At 44.9% G+C, this 24,007-nt stretch carries 21 protein-coding genes; 4 read left to right on the forward strand and 17 right to left on the reverse strand.

Annotated features, from left to right (window positions below):
• Positions 1 to 175: 175 nt before the first annotated feature.
• The 5 genes from HW560_RS29360 to HW560_RS29380 form a co-directional block, all read right to left on the reverse strand.
• On the reverse strand, positions 176 to 1,717 hold the full coding sequence (locus HW560_RS29360) for a 2-isopropylmalate synthase (protein ID WP_090895122.1): 1,542 nt from the start codon (positions 1,715 to 1,717) through the stop codon (positions 176 to 178).
• A 123-nt stretch (positions 1,718 to 1,840) separates the two neighbouring features.
• Complete coding sequence (gene ilvC, locus HW560_RS29365) at positions 1,841 to 2,833, reverse strand: ketol-acid reductoisomerase (protein ID WP_024628318.1); 993 nt, start codon at positions 2,831 to 2,833, stop codon at positions 1,841 to 1,843.
• A 303-nt stretch (positions 2,834 to 3,136) separates the two neighbouring features.
• Entirely contained in the window at positions 3,137 to 3,619 is a 483-nt protein-coding gene (gene ilvN / locus HW560_RS29370) for an acetolactate synthase small subunit (RefSeq protein ID WP_090895120.1), read from the reverse strand.
• Positions 3,616 to 5,367 carry a biosynthetic-type acetolactate synthase large subunit gene (ilvB, locus tag HW560_RS29375; protein WP_090895118.1) on the reverse strand — a complete coding sequence of 584 codons (1,752 nt, stop codon included), beginning with the start codon at positions 5,365 to 5,367 and terminating at the stop codon, positions 3,616 to 3,618. Before ilvB ends, ilvN begins: the two co-directional genes overlap by 4 nt.
• A 78-nt stretch (positions 5,368 to 5,445) precedes the next feature.
• Entirely contained in the window at positions 5,446 to 5,595 is a 150-nt protein-coding gene (locus HW560_RS29380; RefSeq protein ID WP_163759509.1) for a hypothetical protein, read from the reverse strand.
• 373 nt (positions 5,596 to 5,968) lie between these two features.
• Here HW560_RS29380 and HW560_RS29385 point away from each other — a divergent pair, with 373 nt between their 5' ends.
• Positions 5,969 to 6,412 (forward strand): GNAT family N-acetyltransferase, encoded by a 444-nt coding sequence (locus tag HW560_RS29385; protein ID WP_179265941.1) that lies wholly within the window; start codon positions 5,969 to 5,971, stop codon positions 6,410 to 6,412.
• Between the two features lie 6 nt (positions 6,413 to 6,418).
• On the opposite strand, the gene HW560_RS29390 is transcribed toward HW560_RS29385, so the two are convergent.
• The 9 genes from HW560_RS29390 to HW560_RS29430 form a co-directional block, all read right to left on the reverse strand.
• The gene (locus tag HW560_RS29390) at positions 6,419 to 6,793 is read right to left on the reverse strand and encodes a hypothetical protein (RefSeq protein ID WP_090895116.1); all 375 of its coding nucleotides are present in this window, start codon (positions 6,791 to 6,793) and stop codon (positions 6,419 to 6,421) included.
• A 215-nt stretch (positions 6,794 to 7,008) separates the two neighbouring features.
• A complete protein-coding gene (locus HW560_RS29395) occupies positions 7,009 to 7,971 on the reverse strand; it encodes an ABC transporter permease (RefSeq protein WP_076289934.1) in 963 nt (320 codons plus the stop codon).
• Complete coding sequence (locus HW560_RS29400) at positions 7,972 to 9,051, reverse strand: ABC transporter permease (protein WP_090895115.1); 1,080 nt, start codon at positions 9,049 to 9,051, stop codon at positions 7,972 to 7,974.
• Positions 9,044 to 10,582, reverse strand: a complete 1,539-nt coding sequence (locus tag HW560_RS29405) for an ABC transporter ATP-binding protein (protein ID WP_064639494.1) — start codon at positions 10,580 to 10,582, stop codon at positions 9,044 to 9,046. Before HW560_RS29405 ends, HW560_RS29400 begins: the two co-directional genes overlap by 8 nt.
• Before the next feature lie 341 nt (positions 10,583 to 10,923).
• Positions 10,924 to 11,964, reverse strand: a complete 1,041-nt coding sequence (locus HW560_RS29410) for a BMP family lipoprotein (RefSeq protein ID WP_090895113.1) — start codon at positions 11,962 to 11,964, stop codon at positions 10,924 to 10,926.
• 578 nt (positions 11,965 to 12,542) lie between these two features.
• Positions 12,543 to 12,902, reverse strand: coding sequence for a 50S ribosomal protein L20 (gene rplT / locus HW560_RS29415; RefSeq protein WP_017689664.1), 360 nt, complete (start codon positions 12,900 to 12,902; stop codon positions 12,543 to 12,545).
• A 77-nt stretch (positions 12,903 to 12,979) separates the two neighbouring features.
• Positions 12,980 to 13,180: a 50S ribosomal protein L35 gene (gene rpmI / locus HW560_RS29420; RefSeq protein WP_062320217.1), complete on the reverse strand. Its 201-nt coding sequence runs from the start codon at positions 13,178 to 13,180 to the stop codon at positions 12,980 to 12,982.
• A gap of 24 nt (positions 13,181 to 13,204) precedes the next feature.
• Entirely contained in the window at positions 13,205 to 13,699 is a 495-nt protein-coding gene (infC, locus tag HW560_RS29425; protein ID WP_024628309.1) for a translation initiation factor IF-3, read from the reverse strand.
• Positions 13,700 to 14,004: 305 nt separating this feature from the next.
• Positions 14,005 to 15,243 (reverse strand): glycosyltransferase family 2 protein, encoded by a 1,239-nt coding sequence (locus HW560_RS29430; protein ID WP_024628308.1) that lies wholly within the window; start codon positions 15,241 to 15,243, stop codon positions 14,005 to 14,007.
• 714 nt (positions 15,244 to 15,957) lie between these two features.
• On the opposite strand from HW560_RS29430, the gene HW560_RS29435 reads away from it, so the two are divergent.
• The gene (locus HW560_RS29435; RefSeq protein ID WP_063564190.1) at positions 15,958 to 16,485 is read left to right on the forward strand and encodes a phosphatase PAP2 family protein; all 528 of its coding nucleotides are present in this window, start codon (positions 15,958 to 15,960) and stop codon (positions 16,483 to 16,485) included.
• A 50-nt stretch (positions 16,486 to 16,535) separates the two neighbouring features.
• Positions 16,536 to 17,684, forward strand: coding sequence for an MGDG synthase family glycosyltransferase (locus HW560_RS29440; RefSeq protein WP_090895111.1), 1,149 nt, complete (start codon positions 16,536 to 16,538; stop codon positions 17,682 to 17,684).
• Positions 17,685 to 17,770: 86 nt separating this feature from the next.
• Here the strand turns inward: HW560_RS29440 and HW560_RS29445 are convergent, their stop codons facing one another.
• The 3 genes from HW560_RS29445 to HW560_RS29455 form a co-directional block, all read right to left on the reverse strand.
• Positions 17,771 to 19,324: an ABC transporter substrate-binding protein gene (locus HW560_RS29445; RefSeq protein WP_371129117.1), complete on the reverse strand. Its 1,554-nt coding sequence runs from the start codon at positions 19,322 to 19,324 to the stop codon at positions 17,771 to 17,773.
• Between the two features lie 107 nt (positions 19,325 to 19,431).
• A complete protein-coding gene (locus HW560_RS29450) occupies positions 19,432 to 20,271 on the reverse strand; it encodes a carbohydrate ABC transporter permease (RefSeq protein WP_373565020.1) in 840 nt (279 codons plus the stop codon).
• Between the two features lie 89 nt (positions 20,272 to 20,360).
• Positions 20,361 to 21,266 (reverse strand): ABC transporter permease, encoded by a 906-nt coding sequence (locus HW560_RS29455; protein ID WP_063564186.1) that lies wholly within the window; start codon positions 21,264 to 21,266, stop codon positions 20,361 to 20,363.
• 401 nt (positions 21,267 to 21,667) lie between these two features.
• Here HW560_RS29455 and HW560_RS29460 point away from each other — a divergent pair, with 401 nt between their 5' ends.
• Complete coding sequence (locus HW560_RS29460; protein WP_179265326.1) at positions 21,668 to 23,914, forward strand: AraC family transcriptional regulator; 2,247 nt, start codon at positions 21,668 to 21,670, stop codon at positions 23,912 to 23,914.
• Positions 23,915 to 24,007 lie beyond the last annotated feature (93 nt).

The following is a 24,007-nucleotide window of genomic DNA, read 5'->3' on the forward strand; positions in this document are numbered from 1 at the left end:
AAAATGCAATTATCCTATACGTAACAACAAAAAAGTCTGACCTTCAAATGTTGAGGGTCAGACTTTTTATGTACCTCACTGAACTACAATACTTAGGACTGGGAACCCCACCTCAGCTTCTCCAGCCAGACGAATTCCAGTCCAATGAAGAGCTTTGCTTGCTGCAAATGATGTGTTACAGGTTCACATTAACGCGATCCGTATAGGTTTTGCGTTTCTCAATCAACTTGTTCAATCCATCCACATAAGCACGTGCACTGGCACCCAGTATATCGGTACTTACGCCACGTCCTTGTACAGAAATCTGATTTTGAGTAAGTACGACGTGTACCTCACCCAGTGCATCCTTACCATGCGTAACGGATTTGATCGAGTAGTCGGATAGCGTTACCTCTTCCCCGCTCACTTGGTCAATCGCATTATAGATCGCATCTACCGATCCATTTCCTTCTGCTTGTTGTTCCAACGTATCCCCATCAAGTGTAGCAATGCGAACTTTAGCTGTTGGAGTGGATTCATCACCATACGTCACAAAGATGGATTCCAGTTTAAACACCTCAGGTGCATCCTGCAATTTCTCTTCGATGACTGCCAGCAAATCCTCATCCGTCACTTCTTTTTTCTTATCAGCCAGATCTTTGAATTGGGCAAAAGCACGGTTCAAGGCTTCATCTTCCAGTTCATAACCGAGCTCAATCAAGCGCTCACGGAAGGCATGACGTCCTGAGTGTTTACCCAATACGAGCTTGCTTTCCTTCAGACCGATGGTCTCTGGCGTCATAATTTCGTACGTTGTTTTCTCCTTCAGCATGCCATCCTGGTGAATTCCGGATTCGTGTGCAAACGCATTCGCACCAACAATCGCTTTATTTCCAGGTACAATCATACCCGTCAAACGACTCACGAGACGACTTGTGCGAGCAATTTCAGAAAGTTGCAGCGAAGTTTTTGCCTGGAAAAATTCCTGACGTGTCTCCAGTGCCATGGCAATCTCTTCAATCGCGGTATTACCTGCACGTTCACCAATGCCGTTAATAGTGCCCTCAATTTGATCGGCTCCATTCAGAATCGCTGCAAGCGTGTTGGCAGTTGCCATCCCCAGGTCATTATGACAGTGTGCACTCAGCTGCACTTTATCGATGTTGTGAACGTTTTCCTTTAGATGCTTGAAAATATTACCGTACTCGTATGGGCTCAGATAGCCCACCGTATCCGGGATATTTACAACCGCTGCGCCTTCTTCCACAGCCATATTCACCATCTCAACGAGGAAATCATACTCGGTCCGACCTGCATCCTCCAACGAGAATTCGAGCTTCGAAAAAGTTTTCTTCGCATAACGAATGGCGGAACGAGCTGTATCGAGAACCTGGGCTCTGTCCATGCGCAATTTGTGCTGACGGTGAATAGGTGAAGTTGCCAAAAAGATATGGATACACGGATCTTGAGCGCCCTTCAACGCCTCTTTTACGGCATCAATATCCTGCTCTCTGGAGCGGGACAAGCCAATGACCGTAACGTTTTTGACCGCTTTGGCTACTGCATTAACTGCCGCCAAATCCCCTGGAGAGGCCGCGGGGAAACCGGCTTCCATTCGGTCAATACCAAGCCGCTCGAGCTGGTGCGCAATTTCCACCTTTTCACGAGTGTTCAGATTGACCCCCGGGGATTGTTCTCCATCACGCAGCGTTGTGTCAAATACATAGATTTTACGCACGCCTCGCACCTCCTAGACTTGTATTGTGTGTTCCTCTAAACCAGTAATAGCGGCACACGCATATGCACGGCCGCTATTCCCGGTTAAAGCTGTAAGTTTACTAGATGACCTTAAAACGAATGCTTACTTTTTGATCCAGTGCATCATCTCACGCAATTGTCCGCCAACCACTTCGATTGGGTGTTCAGCTTCGTTGCGACGAGTTGCTGTCAGGAATGCACGTCCGGATTGGTTTTCCAGGATGAAATCACGTGCAAATTTACCTTGTTGGATATCTGTCAGAACTTCTTTCATTGCTTTCTTCGTATCTTCAGTTACCACGCGAGGCCCAGTTACATAGTCACCGTACTCAGCTGTGTTACTGATGGAATCACGCATGCTTGCAAGTCCACCTTCATACATCAGGTCAACGATCAATTTCAATTCGTGCAGACACTCGAAGTATGCCATTTCAGGAGCGTAACCCGCTTCTGTTAACGTTTCAAATCCAGCTTTTACCAGGGCACTTACACCGCCACACAGAACAGCTTGCTCACCGAACAGGTCTGTTTCTGTTTCTTCACGGAAGGAAGTTTCGATAACCCCTGCACGCGTGCAACCGATACCTTTGGCATAAGCCAAACCGATATCTTTTGCTTTTCCTGTTGCATCTTGCTCGATTGCGATCAGGCCTGGTACACCGAATCCTTCCACGTAGGTACGACGTACCATGTGGCCAGGAGACTTAGGAGCTACCAGCAATACATCGCTGTCTTTTGGAGCAACGATTTGACCGAAATGAACGTTGAAACCGTGGGAGAAGAGCAATGCAGCACCTTTTTTCAGGTTTGGTTCGATTTCGTTTTTGTATACAGAAGCTTGTGTTTCGTCAGGCAGCAAAATTTGAACTACGTCTGCACGGCTAGTTGCTTCAGCCGGGGACAGAACTTCGAATCCGTCATTTTTTGCAGTGTCAAAAGATTTACCTTCACGAAGTCCGATGACTACGTTCAATCCACTGTCACGCAGGTTTTGAGCTTGGGCATGGCCCTGGCTACCGTAACCGATGACCGCAATCGTTTTTCCTTTCAATACGCTAAGCTCTGCATCCTGTTCATAATAAGTAGTTACTGGCATGTTTATAAGTCCTCCTTTGTATTGTAAAGAACCCTTCATTAATGAGCGGGTGTCTCAAGGGACCGGCACGCTTTTCCCTGCTTTAGCGTCTCTGGTCTGATCCGATCCATTCAGACACCCGCCCGTTAATGCGGGTGTGTGGCTATATTGTCAAGCGTTACATCACTAAAATGTTAAATTGCAACTTGTAAGGGACTGGCACCTCATCTAAGATTAACGGTATTTCTCAGCTTAATGCTGCTAACGCACCTTAGTCGTTCCGTTGATAAGCATCAGACCATGCTTTTTTTTCAATATGACTGTTTACACGTTGCCTCGTACCAATGCAGTTACGCCTGTACGTGACAGTTCGCGAATGCCGTATGGCTTAAGCAGTTCGATCATCGCATCAATTTTATCTGTGTCTCCGACTACCTGTACAATCAGGCTGCCTGGACCAACATCTACAACAGATGCGCGGAATGTCTCCACCACACCCAGAATCTCAGGACGCTCGGAAGGCTCTGCTTTAACTTTGATCAATGCAAGTTCACGGGCAACCATCGGTTTCAGACTGAAATCAACCACTTTGATGACATCGATAATTTTGTACAGTTGCTTTTCAATCTGTTCCAGCGTTTTGTCATCACCGACCGTCACAATGACCATCCGGGACAAACCCGGTTCCTCGGATTGACCTACCGTGATGCTCTCAATGTTGAACCCCCGTCGACCGAACAACCCTGATACCCGCTGCAGGACGCCAGGCTGATCGTTGACCAATATCGAAATCGTATGTCTTATCATTCCTCAGCATCCCCCATCAGCATTTGATCGATTGTCGCTCCTTGCGGAACCATTGGATATACATTTTCTTCCTTGCGTACTACGAACTCAACAACGACCGGTCCTGGTGTATCCAGGGCTTCTTGCCAAGCACGCTCGGCTTCTTCCTTGTTGGTTGCACGCAATCCTTTTACACCATAAGCTTCAGCAAGTTTTACAAAATCAGGGCTGCCTGCCAAGTCGATATGACTATAACGGTTCTCGTAGATGATCTCTTGCCACTGACGTACCATTCCAAGGACCTGATTGTTGATAATAACAATTTTCACCGGGATGTTGTTAATGGCACAGATCGCAAGTTCTTGAGAACACATCTGCATGCCGCCGTCACCGTTGATCGAAATAACGAGTCTGTCCGGGTTGGCCATTTGAGCACCAATTGCAGAAGGGAATCCAAAACCCATCGTTCCCAGTCCACCGGAGGTTACCCATGAACGTGGCTGGTTGAATTTGTAATACTGAGCAGCCCACATTTGATGCTGTCCAACGTCCGTAGTCACGATTGCTTCGCCTTTGGTTGTATCATTCAGCATTTCCACAACCCATTGCGGTTTCAAAACTTCGTCTGAATCTGTGTAGCTGTAAGGTTTCTCTTGTTTCCACTGTTTGATCTGATCTCTCCAAGCATCCGCACGTTCAGCGCGTTGAACCTCTTTGTTCGCTATTTCGAGAACCGTTTTCACATCACCAACGATTGGAATGTCCGTTGCGATGTTTTTGCCAATTTCAGCCGGATCAATATCAATGTGCACAATTTTCGCATGTGGAGCGAATCCGTCCAACTTGCCTGTTACCCTGTCATCGAATCTTGCGCCGATGTTGATCAGCAAATCCGATTTTTGAATCGCCTGATTGGAAGTGTATGTTCCGTGCATACCCGGCATCCCGGTCCACAATTCATGGCCACTTGGGAATGCTCCAAGTCCGAGAAGTGTTGTCGTGATTGGAATGCCTGTCTTCTCCACAAATTCGAACAGCGCTTCGTGTCCACCGGAGTAAACTACACCGCCGCCTGCCAGAATCATCGGACGTTCTGCTTCCTGAATCGCCTGAGCCAGACGATCAACCTGAAGTTTGTTTGGCACTGTCCGTGGGTTATACCCTCTCAATGTAACAGGTTCAGTTATCGGTTCAAACAACGTTTTGTTGGCCGATACATCTTTTGGAATGTCGATTAATACTGGACCTTTACGGCCCGTATTCGCAATATGGAATGCCTCATGAATGACACGTGGCAGATCTTTTACGTCTTTTACCAGATAACTGTGTTTGGTTATTGGCATCGTGATTCCGGTAATATCAGCTTCCTGGAAAGCATCTGAGCCGATCAGGCTGGAGATTACATTCCCGGTAATGACAACGAGTGGTACCGAGTCCATATACGCTGTTGCAATACCCGTAACCAGATTTGTTGCTCCAGGTCCGGAGGTTGCGATACAGACACCCACTTTTCCACTCGCCCGTGCATATCCGTCAGCCGCATGAATGGCGCCTTGTTCGTGACGGGTTAATACGTGCTTGAAATCCTCGAAACCATACATCGCATCGTAAATGTACAACACTGCGCCGCCCGGGTAACCAAAAACGCACTCTACACCTTCCAGCAACAAGCTTCTCAGCAGAATTTCGGAACCGCTAATGACCTCCGGCTTCATCCATTTTTCACGTAATTCATCTGTCGATCGTACTTCTGGAATTTGAGCTCCCATCAGTCATCCTCCTCTCGGAATTTACATCATTCTGACATTTAAAGTTACAAAAAAAACCTTCCATCCCTGCAAACAAGTTTATGCTTGCGAGGGACGAAAGGTTGTTGCTTCCGTGGTACCACCCAACTTTGTCCGAAATTTCGCAATAACGGACCTTACCAGGTACAAAAAACGATAGATCAAACGGATATACCCGTTCTCCATACCTGTTGTCTGTAACGCAGACATACGATTTCCCCTAATACGCGAGTGGAGTGACATCCAATGCTTTTCAGGAAAACAGCTCCGAGGTGAGCTCGTATATAAGGGGTAATGGTGGTGGTTTCAGCAATTCCAGCCACTCTCTGAGCAAAAGAGCCCTTAAAACTTCGTCCTCTTCATAGCCGATGAAATATTCTCGTTAAATGTTAGGAACATTATATGATTCCTCCAACCGATAAGTCAATACCCCTTTTGTATAAAAATTCAGAACGTCCCTAATCCTTCATTCTCCATCTTTAACGTTACCCCAATCACACTGCTTCATTCAGTCACCTTTCAACTTGCTTCAGGCATAGGATATACGAGCAGCACGACTGGTCCTGAAAGGAGGCTTCCGATGGTGATTCGGCAACGTAAATCCAAGCTGGATGATGCCGCCATAATGAGGCTGATTGACTCTCAACTTGTTCCTCTATCTCATATGAGTGAAAGTGAAATCAATAAAATACGCAAAGATATACCCCTGCGAATGAACAGGGGCATGACCTTTGTTGTCTCATCGAATCCTGACAACGAAGCTGTCGCATTCATTCATTTTCTCATGCACGGCGAACTGCTGTATGTGGATATGATGGCTGTTGCCACAAAAGAACAGCGAAAGAGATATGGTCAGAACTTGCTGCTCAAAGCAGAAAATTTCGCAGCATCTCGAGGTTGCAAAAGATCCAAAGTGATGGTTGATGAAGGCAATACAAAAGGCCTGCAATTTTACCAAAAAAATGGATATAGAACGATTCGATACATTATGTTAAGCCGCTGTTACGAGTTGGAAAAAACATTATAACTCGGTCTAGAAAAATCCTGGTGGCCGTGGTCCGTAGGGTCCATATCCAGGGCCTGGTCCATATCCACCACCAAAACCTGGTCCATATCCAGGGCCTGGTTTTGGTCCCGGGCCATATCCTGGTCCAACACCTGGACCAAAACCATATCCAGGACCAGGGCCGTAAGCATAAGGCAGCGTTGCAACAGCGAGTAAATCAAATAATACCAATGGCAAAATGGCTTTGGTGCGTACTTTTTTGCCAATGGGACGTTTCAAAACCAATTTATTACCTGATACTTTTAAGAGTTTTCCCGTCACCCGAGTTCCGTCTTTTTTGATCGCGACAATATTTTTGCCTATTAATTTCATCGCTTCATCACGCGTAACATGTTGTTTCATACTTTCCCCTCCTCCTCGGATCGTTCAAAACAGTGTATTCGTCCAGGGCCAGCTTCGCCTGTTTCTTTGTCCCTAAATGAAAATATGGGTTTCTTTCTCTATATCAGTTAAGAGAGCTGGTTATCTGTTATTTTTCTTTATGAAACAAAAAAAAGGTCCGCACGAGGCGAACCTTTTCTAGTAAAGCATTATGTGGCAAAACATCATTTCTCTTGTTACCTTTTCCCCGGATCATACGGTTCCCCGAGTGCGGACGGAGCAGAAGAGCGTCCAACAGCCGCAACGAGCACGATGATGGTGAGCAGGTATGGCAGCATATAAATAATTTCCTGGGGAATACTTTGAGACCATTCGAACAACTGTACATAGTTCCGGATAGCTTGAGAGAAACCAAAGAACACAGCCGCCCCAAAGGCGCCAATCGGATTCCACTTACCAAAGATCATCGCTGCAATCGCAATGTAACCTTGGCCGGAAACAGTATTATGAGAGAATGTACCCGTCGTAGTCAGCGTGATTGCAGCTCCACCAATAGCAGCCAGCGCACCACTGATCATAACCGCAACATAACGGTAACGACGCACTTTAACACCTACGGTATCCGCAGCACTAGGATGTTCACCAACCGAGCGAAGACGAAGACCGAATGGGGTTTTGTACATAATGTAATACGTCAGAAAGACGAACAAAACAGCCAGATAAGTTGTCGGGTACACATTCTTGAAGAAAGCTTCCCCAAGCAAAGGAATATCTTTTAACAGTGGCACATCAAACTTGCTGAATCCTTGCACCAATGGTGAATCGCCTGATCCTTCAAACAGCAGCTTTACCAGATAAAGTGTACTTCCTGCTGCCAGAAAGTTAATAACGATACCGCTGATAATTTGGTCTGCCTTAAACGTAATGGAGGCAACCGCGTGGATCAGTGAAACCACTACGCCCAGCACAACTGCGAACAAAATCCCCATCCATGCAGACGTTGTTCCACCCATGCCAGCTTCTTGTGCATAATGCGCAGCAATCCCCGCAGCAAACGCACCAAATACCATGAAACCTTCAAGTCCAAGGTTAGTCACACCGGATTTTTCCGAGAAAATCCCGCCCAGGGATGCAAAAATCAATGCCGTGGCAAAGACAAGCGTCGTATTGATAATTTGCCCAATTGTCAACAAGTCCATCTACAACACCTTCTCTTTCTTGCGCTTGGAATAGAACGGTTTAAGTACCCAGCGCACGATGCCTTGTGCCGCAATGAAGAAGATAATCGAACCGATAACAATCCGAATAATCTCGGGCGGTACATCCGCAGCAAAGCTCATTCCCGCAGATCCATAAGTGAGCGTACCGAACAACAACGCGCCCAGCAACACACCGAACGGATGATTCAAACCAATCAGTGCAACCGCGATGCCGTCAAAACCTGTTCCCGGCGAGCCTGACATAACGGTCTGGTATTGGAACACACCAAGTACCTGGAATGCACCGCCAAGACCTGCAAGCATACCACTGATAAACATAGCTTTCACGATATTGCGATTGACATGCATACCCGCATACTCTGCCGCATTCGGGTTATATCCTACGGCACGAATCTCGTACCCTTGTTTGGTTTTCCACATGTAAATATAAAAGAGTACAGCCATGACAAGAGCAATCAATGTTCCCATGTGGACACGAGAGTTGCCCATCAGCTCGGAAAGCCATGTCAGACTAATCGATGCGGTATCACTGATATCCACCGAACGATTTTCACCTTTTAACAGCAGGAATTGGCGCACGATCAGGTTGGCCAGATACAGACCAATCCAGTTCAGCATGATACTACTGATAACTTCGTTAACCCCACGCGCTGCTTTCAGGTAACCGGCAATAGCTGCCCACAGACCACCAAATACTGCACCAGCAATCAAAGCCAGTGGAGCATGAATGTAGATTGGCAGACCTGCAAACTTCACACCTACAAAAGTTGCCGCAGTCATACCGACGAGAAATTGTCCTTCTCCCCCGATATTAAACAGTCCTGCACGTGCCGCAAATGCAAATGCAAGTCCTGTCATAATGAGCGGTGTCATTTCCCGGACTGCTTCACCAAAGTTGTACATGTCTCCGAAAACCTTCGTAAACAATGCGCTGTAAGCTTCAATCGGGTTGTATCCGCCGATCAGCATGACAATACCACCGAGGATCAGACCCATAATGATGGCTACAATAGGTAATATAAATGAATCACGGGTAAACCATTTCAATACGTTACTCATGCACAGTACCTCTCTTTTGGGTGCTGCCCGCCATCATCAAGCCGAGCTCCCTGTCATTGGTTTCTTCCGGCAGCACCTCGCCCACGATCTGTCCTTCATAAATGACAGCAATTCGGTCGGATACGTTGATAATTTCATCCAGCTCGAATGAGATCAGCAATACCGCTTTGCCCTGATCACGTTGTGCAATCAATTGTTTTTGCACAAACTCAATAGCACCTACGTCCAGACCACGAGTTGGCTGGGCAGCAATAAGCAGTTCTGGGTTCTTATCAACCTCACGTGCGATAATGGCTTTCTGTTGGTTCCCTCCCGATAAAGAGCGGGCTTTCGTTTCAATGCTTGGTGTACGCACATCAAATGCCTCCACAAGACGTTTCGCTTGCTTCTTAATAGCATCGAAGTTAAGGAATCCTTTACGCGTATAAGGAGCTTTATAATACGATTCCAGGACGATATTTTCACTCACAGAAAAATCAAGGACAAGTCCATGTTTGTGCCGGTCTTCCGGAATATGGGCTACACCCGACTCCGAAATATGGCGCGGAGAATGATTAGACAGTTCTTTACCCTCGAGACGAATCGAACCGCTATCTACTTTACGCAGTCCGGTAAGAGCCTCAATCAGTTCGCTCTGTCCATTACCATCGACACCTGCGATTCCCACAATCTCTCCTGCACGTACATTCAGGTTAAGTTCGTTCAGAACCGAGATACCTTCTTTGTTTTTGGCGGTCAATTTGCTAACTTCAAGCACATTGTTTCCTGGTGTAGCCGGCTTTTTGTCCACTTTAAATGTGACATTGCGACCAACCATTTTTTCTGCCAACTCATTCGGATTCGTTTCTGATGTTATAACGGAATCAATCACTTTACCCCGGCGAATAATCGTTACCGTATCTGAGATTTCCATGATTTCTTTCAGTTTGTGTGTAATCAGAATAATGGATTTGCCTTCGGCCACCAACTTTTTCATGATTACCATCAGTTCTTTGATTTCCTGAGGTGTTAATACAGCAGTAGGCTCGTCAAAAATAAGAATGTCTGCACCACGATACAACGTTTTTACAATCTCAACACGTTGCTGCATTCCGACAGAAATGTCATGAATTTTGGCATGCGGATTCACTTTGAGTCCATACTGTTCAGACAGACGCTGCACTTCAGCAGCAGCTTTTTTATAATTAATGTTGAGACCTTTCCTTGGTTCAGATCCCAAAATAATGTTCTCTGTTACCGTGAACGGCTGTACAAGCTTAAAGTGCTGATGCACCATGCCGATGCCAAGATCGATTGCTTTGTTAGGGCTGTCGATGATGACAGGCTTGCCATTCACTTCAATGGAACCTTCATCCGGCTGATAGAGACCAAAGACAATATTCATCAACGTTGATTTACCAGCGCCGTTTTCGCCCAGTAGAGCATGGATCTCGCCTTTACGAAGCTGAAGGCTGATGGCGTCGTTGGCAACAATGCCTGGGAAACGCTTCGTGATTTGTTTCAACTCAACGACGGGGGTTGCTGCACCCATGTAATCACCCTTATACCTGATATAGTGTGGTTCCGCAAACGTAAGAAAAACGTCTAACGACGTTTATTCAAGGAAGATGACCGCATTTCAGCGGTACTTTTTCTTAGGATTATCGAATCCTTCAGTTTCACCGAAACTTCTGCATTCCATAATCTTAAGAAAAGCTCCTACCGGAGCGTTGATACAAAGTCTTCTTGCTTTTGCCGTGGGCTTATGCCCAAGCACGTATTACGTAGCTTGTACAATTGTTATGATGACATGAGCAAATTTTCCTGCTCTGACAATCATAAGGCCGGTCAAGACCGGCCTCGATGATTATTTATTTTCACAGCAGAATCAGATTACTCTGTAGGAACTTTGATTTCGCCGTTGATGATTTTTTCTTTGTATTCGTCCACTTTTGCAAGGATATCAGCAGAAACATTTTTCGTAGAAGTATCAGCGACACCTACACCATTTTCTTTCAAAGTCAGATTCTCAGCTCCGCCTTTGAATGTTCCATCAATGATTTCTTGGTTTACGCGCTTAACAGCTTCGTCAACTTTTTTGATCATGGAAGTCAGTGTTACATCATCACCAAACTCCAGGGATTGGTCTTTATCTACACCGATAACCCAAACGTCTTGGCCTTGTTTCTTACGAGCGATTGCTTCATTGAACACACCATTACCCGTAGCACCGGAAGCGTGGAAAATGATATCTACGCCTTTGTTGTAAAGTGTAGCTGCTGCTGCTTTACCAAGGTCAGGCTTATCAAATGCACCTGTGTAGTTCGAAATGAACTCAGCATTAGGATTAACAGCTTTAACGCCTTCTCTGAAACCTACTTCAAACTTTTTGATCAGTGGGCTTTCCATACCGCCTACAAAACCAATTTTGTTTGATTTAGTTGTCAGACCAGCTACAACACCTACCAAGTAAGAACCTTCTTCTTCAGCAAATGTTACGGATTTAACGTTAGGAGCATCAACAACACTGTCGATGATCGCGAGTTTGGAATCAGGATTTTGTTCAGCTACAGTCTTGATCGCATCAGCCAATTGGAAACCGATACCCCAAGTCAGATCATATCCACCTTTAACGAACTCGTTCAGGTTTGGAATGTACTCTTCATCGGATTTACTTTGCAGGTATTTAACAGCTACACCTGTTTCAGTTTCAGTTGCTTGCAGAGCTTCCCAAGCGGATTGGTTAAACGATTTGTCGTTAACTCCACCTACGTCAGTAACCATACCGATTTTCAAATCGGATTTAGCTTCAGTGTTTTCGCCACCTGTAGTTCCTCCGGCATTTGTTTCCTCTTTCGGTTTGCTACCGCAACCTGCGAGCATAACCGATACTGCCAGCAACATGACCAAAGACAAGCTGAGCATCTTTTTCATTTCTCTTGTTCCCCCTTAATGATATATACCTAATTCCTGTCCAGGCCAAAATGGAACGGATCAACAGATCGATAATAAGGCTTTTAAGCAGAATGTATGGTTTCTTCGACATTAAAAGCGCATTCTTACCCCTTAAAGATTGTGTCACCTGTCGAAAAACCGAACATTATGACATGAAGAGAAAATTTTAGGACTAGCCTACTAGAGGTGATTATACATTCAACCCGTGGTAAAATCCAGATGTTTCATCACCAAATATCACTTATTTTTGCTCTTTTTTTATTGAAAGCGCTTAATAATTTAACGATTTAACACACTAACGTTACAACGATGTGATGTTATATAACAAAAACATATCGTCCTCACTAGAAAGATGTGGAATTGACCTGTTTTGGTTTGCATTATTTCACCGTTCGTATTTTATGTAATATCACAGCCTGTTATTCAACTGTTATATGCTTTCATTGTGTCCTTACAGGCTACAGCATATTCGTTGCGAACCCCCTACTCCTTGGAGTAGATCAATCTTTAAGCCGTAAAAAAAGCCGCCATAGGTACGGCGGCTTGCATAAACAATTTTAAGCGTTGATTTTGCCTTTAGCTACAGTAGCCAAAGAGTTGAACGCATTGATGTCGTTAACGGCCAGATCAGCCAACATTTTACGGTTCATGTCAACTCCAGCAAGTTTCAATCCATGGATCAGTTTGTTGTAAGACAAACCATTCATACGTGCTGCAGCATTGATACGAACGATCCACAGTCTGCGGAAGTTACGTTTTGTGTTGCGACGGTCACGGTATGCGTATACCAGGGATTTCATTACTTGCTCGTTAGCTGTTTTAAAAATACGGTGTTTGGAACCGAAATAACCTCTTGCCAGTTTCAAAACCTTTTTATGACGACGACGTACTACAAAACCGCCTTTTACTCTTGCCATATTAAAGAACCTCCCAATAAATATTAAATGTATCCGTGGTATGTGTACGGCCTAAGCCGATCCCCCATACGGAATTACTATTTCAAGTTAGCCAGACCTTGTTTCAAACGTCTTACGTCCCCGGCAGCCATAACTGGGTTACCGTTCAGAACGCGCTTAGCACGTTTTGATTTGTGGGAAAGCAAGTGGTTTTTGTGAGCTTTGTAACGCAAGACTTTACCGGAACCGGTAATTTTGAAGCGTCCTTTCAAACTGCTGTGTGTTTTCATTTTAGGCATTTTGTGTTTCCTCCTTCAATGTTATCAGGCTTTAGGAGCCAGAATCATGATCATACTGCGGCCTTCCAATTTCGGCTGACGTTCGATGGTGCAAAGTTCTGCAACCTCCACCTTAACACGCTCCAAAATCCGTTGACCAATGGCGGCATGCGCAATTTCACGTCCGCGGTAACGAACGGAACATTTTACCTTGTCGCCTTCTTTCAAGAACTTAACTACATTACGAAGCTTCGTTTGATAATCATGCTCCTCAATATTGGAACGGAACCATACTTCTTTAATGTCAACAATTTTCTGGTTCTTACGGGCTTCTTTGTCTTTCTTTTGTTGCTCATAGCGGAATTTGCCATAGTCCATGATGCGGCATACCGGCGGTTTAGCCTGTGGTGCCACATTGACCAGGTCCAAGTTCAGGTCAATCGCCATTTGCAGTGCTTCCCGAATCGGCGTGATCCCAATTTGTTCTCCTTCAGCTCCGACAAGGCGTACTTCCTTCGCCCGAATCTCATCATTAATCATGTGATCTTTACTAATAACCGTCCACCTCCAGGTCATTTTGAATATCCTGTTACACAAAAATAAAAGGGATGCCGGTTAAGCTACCGACATCCCTGTAATCAACACAATTCTTCATGAGTAAACACTTCATAAATTATTGGGATCGTTGACCAGTCAACATGTTTGTTGATCAGGTGAGAAGTCGGACTTCTACTTGTGATTCCATAGCTATTCATTTAACGCACTTGAATACTATAACATCTTGCAAAACCATTGTCAACGTCTCTACAATATTTTTTCAGAAATGCTCTCATCCAAGTCATTCATTAACCCTGCTTGCTCTGCACCTCATCCAAACGTACAACACGTGTATGTTGGGTATGGCTCCATTGTTTATTGTTCTGCGTGAAGAACGCGTAGAACGTAATTGGATACCATGAAAGAAGGTAAATCGGGAACAAGATCAGGTACAGATACACTTTGGCAAAAGTAACCTTTTCCAGTGCCATGGACAACAAGAATGTCAGGATGTTCAGACCAATCGCTACAAATCCTACCCAAAGCGGGAAGTACCCGTATATGTTTGCGATATGTGGACCACTGAAGATCGCTGTATCCACCCATAGGACAGCTGTCATCAGGAACGTAAGCAAAACAACGTACACGTTTGCGCCATACACAGCAAGGTCAAATTTCACCAAGCTTCTTTCCTTGATACTTTGCCACAGCAGCGGGAAGAAATATCTACGCGCAACTGTAAAGTGACCTTGCATCCAGCGAAGACGTTGTCTTGCTGAAGCTTTAAAGGTTAACGGCTTCTCATCAAATACTTTGGCATCATAGTTAAAGACAGGATATACATTACGCTGAACACTGCGCATCGTAAATTCCAAATCCTCCACCAGACTTGTAGCGCCCCAACCAATTTCTTTCAGCAGGTTGGTCTCGAAGCACATTCCAGTACCTCCGAGGAAATTCGCCATATTCAAATTATGACGGGACAACTGCCACAAACGGTTGATGTACCAGTAAGATACGCCATAAGCTGCAGTGATCCAGGAATCCTCCGGATTTTTCGTATCAATGTATCCTTGAATTACACGCGAACCATTGCACAAGTCGTCATTCATCTCAAGCAAGAAGTTACGGTCAACCAGATTATCCGCATCAAACATGACAACTGCGTCATACTGACGTGGCAATTTCCACAGATATTTAAGCATCCATTCGATGGCATACCCTTTACCTCTGAGATCAGCATTGGTACGTACACAAGCATTCAAACCATGCTGTCTTACAATTTGAGCTGTTCCATCCGTACAGTTGTCACAAATGACAAACACATCGTACAGATCTTCCGGGTAATCCAGTTGTTTCAAGTTCTCCATCAAAGCACCAATAACTTGTTCTTCATTGTGTGCTGCGACGAGTACAGCGAATGATTTTGTCGCCGGATAATGTTTCTTTTTCTTTTTCTTAATCAGACCGAACAGCGAAAACGTGAATTGGTACACGGCTAGCAGTGCCAGAATGACCTGCATCGTGACGAATATAGCGTCCAACATCGTTCTCTGTTACCCCCTTTTTTTCAAAACCAGATTACTTTAAAACGTTTCTCTTCCTGGATTCTGCACTTTTTATTTTTTTTGTGATGCGCAGAATATGACCCTGTTCTTTTGTTTACTACGCAAATATTTCAGACAATGTTTCAAGCATGGTTAATGCCAGTTGGCTGCTTTATCGATTTTGTATTCTTTTCAGCCATTTGTCAAAACCGCAATTCCACTTCCTGAAGCAGAAATGTGAACTTTAAACGCTGAATAGGCACTTCGTGATACTCCAACCTCGCATTCATGCCTGTTATATCTTATTTTCAGCCGTTTACTTGATTTTTATTTCTAAAGTCCCTGCTTTTTTCATCAGGCTGATGCATATCAACAGAGGCTCTATATCAAATAACGTAAACGGACCTCAAAAAGTTCAGTCTTAAACTCACATTTTTTTAACCGCATTTCAGCCATGTTGAATCATTGTATCTTTTTTAGATCGTCCGAGTCAAAAAGTTAAGTTGGGTGTATATCCACTCTTTAACATGAATTTTACCTTATTCACATGTGTTCTTCTTGAAAAGGACAACATTTAAAAATATGATAAACATATACCTGAAATAACCTCAAGTTCACGAAAAAACGGTTATATACTAATCAGGACGAAACCGGACACAGCAATTTACCGGAAATACTGCCGCCAACATGGGGCCTGACTGGCAGGAGGCCAATATGAGCCGTTTATTCGTAAAGTTTCAAGAGTATGATCGAAATGTATTTATGTGGATTAATGGTCGACTTCATAATCGATTTATGAACTTTTGGCTGTATTATTTCACCCATCTGGGCGGAGCAACTTCTTCTATTGCAGTATCCTTACTAATTTGGCTGCTGGCTCCCGCTCCTTGGAGCACAACAGGACTTCAGGCATGCATCGCTCTAGCGGTTAGCCACATTCCCGTAGCAATCGCCAAAAAACTGTATCCGCGCATTCGGCCTTACCTGGCTCTACCGGATACGATTACGTTCCGCAACCCCCTGACGGACCATTCGTTCCCTTCAGGGCATACTACTGCCGTATTCTCAGTTACGGTTCCTTTTATGACGATGGAGCCGTTCCTGTTGCTGTTGTTACTCCCTGTTGCATTAATTGTCGGATTTTCACGAATTTACCTCGGATTACACTATCCCTCAGATGTGCTCGCAGGTGCTACGATCGGTACTTTAGTCGCACTTGCAACAGTTGCTTTATGGACATAATGTGAATATGTTAGACTAAGGAAAACCTAGCAGGAACAGGTGAAGCAAGCGTGGAAAAGAAAAGAGTATTACTATTATCTGAAGGCTTTGGCGCTGGTCATACTCAAGCCGCTTATGCGCTGTCCAGCAGTTTGCGAAAACTTTCGCCGAATGTGCAAACCAAAGTGCTTGAGTTGGGGAGTTTTCTGAACCCCAGAGTTGCGCCACTCATCATTACAGCATACAAAAAAACGGTCATTAATCAGCCCAAGCTCATCGGGTATGTATACAGGCATCAATATAAAAAATCCTTGAACCGGCTGACTACACTTGCGCTGCATAAACTGTTTTACACCCATACACGCAGTATCGTGCGTCAGCTTCGTCCAAATGTTATTGTATGCACCCACCCTATTCCCAGTGCCGTCATATCCAGACTGAAACGTCTGGGTGTGCAGGTTCCACTTTGTACAGTCATCACGGATTATGACGCGCACGGGACATGGATTAGCCCAGAAGTGGACCTGTATCTTGTTTCCACAGATGAGGTAAAGTCCAAATTAATGCTGCGGGGTGTATCTATAGACAAAATTCGAGTTACCGGCATTCCGATCCATCCCAACTTCTGGGAACATCCCGGGCGGGACGAGATTCGAGGCAAATTCAAATTGAAGAACATGCCTACTGTGCTTGTGATGGGCGGTGGTTGGGGAATGCTTAGTGATGAAGTGGTTAACCAATTATTGACACGCTGGCATGAGGATGTTCAGATTATTTTCTGCCTTGGCCGCAATGACAAAAGCCGAATCAGCATGGAACAGAATCCGTTGTATCAAAAAGATAATATTCATATCATCGGGTACACCAATGAAGTGGACAAATTAATGGAAGTATCTGATCTCCTGATCACCAAGCCAGGCGGAATGACATGCAGTGAAGGGTTGGCAAAAGGAATCCCCATGTTGTTCCATAATCCCATACCAGGCCAGGAAGAAGAAAATGTCCAGTATTTCACCGCACGAGGTTTGGGGGAGTCCATAACTTCCCTTGACGTTGTTGTAAAATGGATGAATAAACTGGTCCATAACTACTCTGACATTGTTCGCAAACGCAAACGCCACATGGCACAGATTGCCAAGTATCACCCCATGCAAAGCGCACAAAGTATTATCGACCTTCTGGACCTGCGTCCCTACTCGGCAGACCAAGCCGGACTATAACGGCTTCAAACAAGCCTGCATGTACACAGTAAAGGTGCCTTCGATTCGAAGGCACCTTTTTTTAAAAATATGAAGAAAAGTACAAACTATTGAATACCAGCCGACTTCAAGTAATCCTGCCACTGTTTGGTATACTCACTCTGAATCTTCTCAAGGCCTGCCTGTTTGGCTTTTTCCATAAATGTATTCAGACCCGCTTCTACATCGTCCACCAAGCCCACATTCAACGGATAGAGATACTGCTTCTCTACCTGCTCCAGTGCAGCTTTCTCAGCTTGGTAAGGCGTCCAATCCTCAGCAAATCCGGTGTAGATGTCCGGCTTTTTCATTTTGTCCAGCTCTTTGAAAATAGCCAGCACATCATCAAAGCTCTTATCATAAAGCATGAATTCCGGATTACGCCAAGCCCAGCCATTCATGCCTTCTCGCGGGAATCCGTTGGTCTGGGCATCGCCCACCATTTTATAATAGCCGTCTTGAACTTCAAAGTTTTTGCCTTCGACACCATATTCGGTAAGCCAGTTGTAACGTTTGTCGGTAACCAGTTTCTCATAGAATGCGAGAGCTCTCTCCGGGTTTTTGCTGCTGCGCGGAATTGCAAAACCATTGTGAATCGGGTGAACGGGTTGTGCAAACCCTTTGGCATTCGGGTATGGGAAATAACCGAGCTTCCAATCCGGGTGCGTGGACTGAACCTTGATCACATCCGCGTTAAATTTGTTCGGGTTCTCTCCCGACAGTACAACAGCTGCTTTGCCATTTTGCAGCAATGAGTTGGACGTATCCTTTACATTCAGCACGTTTTTCGGGAAAAAGCCTTTGTCCATCCAGCGTTTGTACGTTTTCAGGTCTTCCAGATGCTGCGCTGACCCCCAATAGGAAGTGATATTGGATGGTGTATCATACATGATGTCCAGTCCATAAGGGAGCTGACCTGCCGTATTCACCAGCTTGGATGTTAATTGACGAATACCATGAGTATGGTTCGCATTGCTATCCGCGATTGGAATCATATTGGGTTCATTAGCTTTGATTCCCTCCAGATAGGCTTCGAGTGTCTCCAAAGATTCCGGTTTGGGCAGATTGTACTTTTCACGCAAATCCTCACGGTACGCAATACCCTCAGTAACATATTCAGTCCATGTCGATGGCACAGTATAGATCTTGTCATTTACTTTTACCGCGTTCCACATGTCATCAGGTACATAACCTTTGAGCGTTGGTGCTGCCTTAGGCAATAGTTCATCCAGAGGCAGGAATGCTCCTTTTTTCGCATAGGACTGATAGAACGTCCAATCCGCGGTAAAGATCAGATCAATCGGTTGACCGGAAGACAGCAGCAATTTGTATTTTTGGTCCCAGTCTGTCCATGAGGTATAGTTGAATTTTACATTGACGTTCAGATCGGCCTCAGCCAGCTTGTTGATTTCCGACTCAATCACAGGCAGATCTTTGGGGGCATCACCAAGCATGTAGAATTGCAGCGTTACCTTCTCCCCTTTGTTTTCAGAAGAACCTCCCTGCTCACTTCCTTGCGCCGATCCCCCCGAACCGTTATTACACGCGGCAAGCACCCCGGCAAACAGCATCAGGGCAAGAACCATAGACAGGTGCCGAATTGTTTTGTTACGCATACGCATCCTCCCTTTTTGTGATCAACCTTATATGTTAGCGCAGACTCGCCATGAATCAGAGGCAGACGGGCAGACAGCTATCCCGCAATCCGTACCCACAGCGCGTACACGTTCTAACCTTTCACCGCACCAATGGTAAGACCCTTGACAAAGTAACGCTGTACAAATGGATACAGGAACAAAATGGGGCCAGTAACCACAATAGCCATCGCCATTTTGGTTGATTCGGTAGGTACATCCTGGCTAAGTGTTATGCCGGTACCAATCGCCATCTGGTCAATGAAGGTAATTGTGTTCATGGTGTTATACAAATAAAATTGCAGCTGGTACATATCCGGGTTGTTAATGAACAAGGAGGATGTGAACCAGTCATTCCAGTATCCCAGCGCCAGAAATAACCCTACAGTGGCAATGCCGGGCATCGCCAGTTTCAGTACTACGCTAAAGTAAATGCGGAAATCATTTGCTCCATCGATTTTGGCTGACTCAATCAGCTCATCCGGAACGGCTGAACGAATGAAGTTTTTCATCAGGATAATCAGAAATGGTGTCATCAGTCCCGGAAAAATCAACACCGTATACGTGTCCGTAAGATTGAAATAATTTGCCAGCATGATGTACCAAGGAACTAATCCCCCACCAAAAAGGGTTGTAAAGTAGATGAAAAATGAGAAGACGTTCCGGTACCTGAAGTCTTTGCGCTGCAGTACAAATCCCGCCATCGTAATGAGAAACAGTCCAAGGGCCGTACCCACAATGGTTGTAAAAATCGTCACGCCATAAGCTTTGAGCACCTGGGTCGGAAATTTGAACACCATCTTGTAACCTTCCAAGGAAAAATCGGTGGGAAAGAGGTGATACCCTTCTCTTACAATCGATTCGTTGCTGCTGAATGAGCCGGATAAAATCAAAAGAAATGGAATGATACAGATTAAGGAAAGAATCAGGATCATGCTGTAAGCGATGATTTGAAATAACAAGGTGAATTCCGTATCTCGGGCACGAGTATGCATAGTGGTTCTCCCTTCTGCTTATTGGCGTTTTAGAACAAAGCGTAGTCCTCATTTACTTTACGGATGATATAGTTGACGGTCATAATCAGGATAAAACCGAACAGAGATTGATACAGTCCAGCTGCGGTAGCCATTCCGATATCAAACGTCACTTTCAGGGAACGATACACATACGTATCGATGATATCTGTAGCGTTATATAAGACGCCGTTGTTTCCAATGAGTTGGTAAAAGAGATCAAATTGTCCCTTCATAATGCTCCCGAGCGAGAATAACAGGAGGATGACAAAGGTCGGTTTTAGCATCGGTACAGTGATATACCAAATACGCTGAAAAATATTGGCCCCGTCAATCCGGGCTGCCTCGTAATACTCATCACTGATTCCTGTAATAGCTGCAAGGTAGATGACCATGCTGTACCCAAGATTTTTCCACAGATAAAAAATGATGATCAGGAACACCCAGATCCAGGGTGTATTGTAAATATCGACGGGCCCTGCCTCGAAACGTTTGAGTACCGTGTTCACAAAACCGGATTCATAGTTGAACATGTTGTAAGCGATTACACTTAATAGAACAAACGAGATGAAATACGGTAAAAACATGACCGACTGCGTAATTTTCTTAAACACTTTTCCCCGAATCTCACTGAGCAAAATTGCACAGAAAATCGCCAGCCCGTTTCCCAATATAATGAAGGCCAGATTATACCCCACCGTGTTGGTTGTCAGCTTCAGCAGCATTCCGGATTGCCACAGGAACTTGAAGTTCTCCAGGCCCACAAACGGACTGCCGAACAACCCACCTTCAAAATCATAGCGGGTAAACGCATAATAGATGCCGACCATCGGAAAATACGAGTTAATCAGAAAAAAGATCAGTGTAGGCAGCAGCATGAGAAACATGATTTTGTTTTTGTTCAATTCTTTGAGCATGGCTCGATCCCTCCCGAATTTCTTACGGCGCGGCGCGCAGTGGAGCTCTGTTTTTATTGTAGATGCCCTGAGTGCTACCGGATACTGAATCATTCGGCCAGATCATGAACGATTCTGCGAAACAGAATATGAACAATATGAACGAAAACTGAAATGAATGTCTGCGCGTTCACAAAAGTTGATATCGTGCATAGGTTGAACCTAGTGAACAATATCGCGAAAGTTGAACTTTAGCTAAGGAAATCGGCCTTAGCATGCCGTCCATCGTTGATGTAAACGCATACATAATATATAATTCAAGTTACATTCGTGATTCACCACGCCCATATATGAAATCTTATCCTTCGCTATGAAGTCTAACTTTGTTCATCCAAAACAGGAGGTCCATGGGAGGAAAGGTCATGCGTAAACGTTCAGAGGACAGTCAGAAGGTGTTTGCACGGATTCTTATCGGCATTATTGTTAGCACCGTTGCCACCTTGCTTGTGGCTTCTACCATTTTGTACGTCAACTATAATCGTATTGCTCTTCGTCAGGTCTACCGAACCGATATGAACGGCCTTACTCAGACCAGTCGGGAAGTCTCCAAGATGACCGAGACCGCCAAATCACTGTCTTATCAGATTTATCAGGATTACACCATCTCTGCTCTGCTGCTCTATTCGAATCCGAGTATCTATGAAATTACGCCAGCGATGGAACAACTCGACAACTATCGCATGTCCCTCCCTTTTATCGAATCCATCTATGTATATAACTCCAAAAATGATGAGTTCTTTATCAGTTCTAATGAAGTTCGCAATGGACAACAGTCCATCTCGGAAATTGACGATCAGGGGATTACAAGCATCCTCGACCGTTTCCATGATTACAAACCTTTTGTCCCCATTCCGCGTACATACCAGGTTGGCTCCACCGAGGAAACTCAGGTCAGCAGCTATACGTACCTCTGCTATGACACGATCAATGACAATGCCACACTGAATTATGCGGTTGTCGTCAATATTAAGGACGACTGGCTCAGTCCCAATATGAACACAGCAGATCAGCCAGGGAAAACGTTTATTATCAATGAACAGGGACAGTTATTGTCCGACTTCAGCAATCGTGCTTTGATGAAAGATCTGTCCAATGAAACGTTTATGCTGCCAATTCTGCAAAATAAAGAGCAGTCTGCTTACTTTACCGCAGAGGTTGATGGAGAAAAATCACTTATTACATACACTGCTCCAGACAACCTCGGGTGGCGTTATGTACGAATCACGCCTTATGACCTGATCACCTCCGATATTCGTAATATGCGAACTCACACTGTTCTGTTTTGTCTCGGGCTATTAATTGCGGGAGTGTTCTTGTCCTACCTCGTGTCCCGGAAGCTATATCATCCCATTGATAAAGTGCTTGTCCGTATGCGTGTGATGGAAGCGGAGCGTCGTGGCAGTCTGCACCTATTACGACAGGACTTTCTACGCGGGGCTTTGCAAGGAAGGGAAACGGTAACGGGAGGCATGCTGGAGGAACGAATGAAGTTCTATGGCTCTTCTGTTGATGTTCATCGTCTAACCCGACTGGTGCTGCTTCGGATTGATCATTTTACCGATTTCAGCGATACCTACCGGGAAGAAGTCCAACTTGTAAAATACGCGATGATGAACATTTGCACGGAGACGGCCGACCTCTACTACCACACCGAAGCTGTGGATATGGGGGGCGATCTGATCACACTTATCTTTAATGATAAAATTCGGGATGAAGCTGATTATGAGGACAGCCCCATTGAGGACCTGCTGCGCATGATGCAGGCTGCCGTGATGACACATCTAAGATGTTCCATTTCATTTACTATCGGACCAGCGGAAGATTCACTGGAAAACAGTATTGCTTCTTATACCCGATCAGCAGAAGCATCGCTTCATCGTTTGTTCATGGGTCCTGGATGCCTGATTTACACCTCGGACATCATGGCGTACCATGCCAAAGAATATACTTTCCCTGTTGGAAAAGAGAGACAGTTGATTGATTGCCTGATGACAGGCAAAACAGGTGAAGCCAAACAGGTCTATGCAGACATCGTGAGCGAAACGGCAACTTATCCATTTACCGTATTTCAACTCGCTCTGTCTCATCTGACCACGACCCTGAATCATGTGAGAAACACACTCAAAAAGAACAACCAGCTTACCCTTGAATCCATCTCCGATCGTTCAATGCTGCCGATCCATGATGCCGAGGATCTCAGTGAGGTTCACGCACACTTTTATCGCATGTTCGACGAGCTGGGATCCAAAGTTGAGGAAAAAAGAACGCTTAAACACGAAGAACTCATTCGCAAAATCAACTGCATTATTGAACGAGATTACGCAGACACCAATCTTTGTCTGACCTCGATTGCAGATGAACTAGCCATGTCACCCATCTATGTCAGCAGACTCTATAAACAACTAACGTTAAAAGGTCTAACCGATGTTATTAACGAGACGCGGATAGCCAAAGCGCAAAATCTGCTTATTGAGACGGAACACTCTGTAGCTGATATTGCCGAGCAAACCGGCTTCACCAACAGTTCTTATTTCTATCGGATGTTTAAGAAATTCAACGGGGTTACTCCCAATGATTATCGACGTAAGGAGCTTCATTCAGAGCTTTAGCAGACTTCAAACGAAAAACGAAGAGCCATAAGCGGTGTCATGAGGTTTAGTTCGATCAGAACAGAAAAAAGCGTGATATGAGAGTCTGATAAC

It is taken from the genome of Paenibacillus sp. E222 (genome assembly GCF_013401555.1).
Lineage (GTDB): Bacteria > Bacillota > Bacilli > Paenibacillales > Paenibacillaceae > Paenibacillus.

Coding starts and splice junctions, on each gene's coding strand:
- ilvC (WP_024628318.1), bottom strand. CDS start 2,833: ATGCCAGTAACTACTTATTATGAACAGGATGCAGAGCTTAGCGTATTG.
- ilvN (WP_090895120.1), bottom strand. CDS start 3,619: ATGATAAGACATACGATTTCGATATTGGTCAACGATCAGCCTGGCGTC.
- ilvB (WP_090895118.1), bottom strand. CDS start 5,367: ATGGGAGCTCAAATTCCAGAAGTACGATCGACAGATGAATTACGTGAA.
- HW560_RS29380 (WP_163759509.1), bottom strand. CDS start 5,595: ATGTCTGCGTTACAGACAACAGGTATGGAGAACGGGTATATCCGTTTG.
- HW560_RS29390 (WP_090895116.1), bottom strand. CDS start 6,793: ATGAAACAACATGTTACGCGTGATGAAGCGATGAAATTAATAGGCAAA.
- HW560_RS29395 (WP_076289934.1), bottom strand. CDS start 7,971: ATGGACTTGTTGACAATTGGGCAAATTATCAATACGACGCTTGTCTTT.
- HW560_RS29400 (WP_090895115.1), bottom strand. CDS start 9,051: ATGAGTAACGTATTGAAATGGTTTACCCGTGATTCATTTATATTACCT.
- HW560_RS29405 (WP_064639494.1), bottom strand. CDS start 10,582: ATGGGTGCAGCAACCCCCGTCGTTGAGTTGAAACAAATCACGAAGCGT.
- HW560_RS29410 (WP_090895113.1), bottom strand. CDS start 11,964: ATGAAAAAGATGCTCAGCTTGTCTTTGGTCATGTTGCTGGCAGTATCG.
- rplT (WP_017689664.1), bottom strand. CDS start 12,902: ATGGCAAGAGTAAAAGGCGGTTTTGTAGTACGTCGTCGTCATAAAAAG.
- rpmI (WP_062320217.1), bottom strand. CDS start 13,180: ATGCCTAAAATGAAAACACACAGCAGTTTGAAAGGACGCTTCAAAATT.
- infC (WP_024628309.1), bottom strand. CDS start 13,699: ATGATTAATGATGAGATTCGGGCGAAGGAAGTACGCCTTGTCGGAGCT.
- HW560_RS29430 (WP_024628308.1), bottom strand. CDS start 15,243: ATGTTGGACGCTATATTCGTCACGATGCAGGTCATTCTGGCACTGCTA.
- HW560_RS29435 (WP_063564190.1), top strand. CDS start 15,958: ATGAGCCGTTTATTCGTAAAGTTTCAAGAGTATGATCGAAATGTATTT.
- HW560_RS29445 (WP_371129117.1), bottom strand. CDS start 19,324: ATGCGTATGCGTAACAAAACAATTCGGCACCTGTCTATGGTTCTTGCC.
- HW560_RS29450 (WP_373565020.1), bottom strand. CDS start 20,271: ATGATCCTGATTCTTTCCTTAATCTGTATCATTCCATTTCTTTTGATT.
- HW560_RS29455 (WP_063564186.1), bottom strand. CDS start 21,266: ATGCTCAAAGAATTGAACAAAAACAAAATCATGTTTCTCATGCTGCTG.
- HW560_RS29460 (WP_179265326.1), top strand. CDS start 21,668: ATGCGTAAACGTTCAGAGGACAGTCAGAAGGTGTTTGCACGGATTCTT.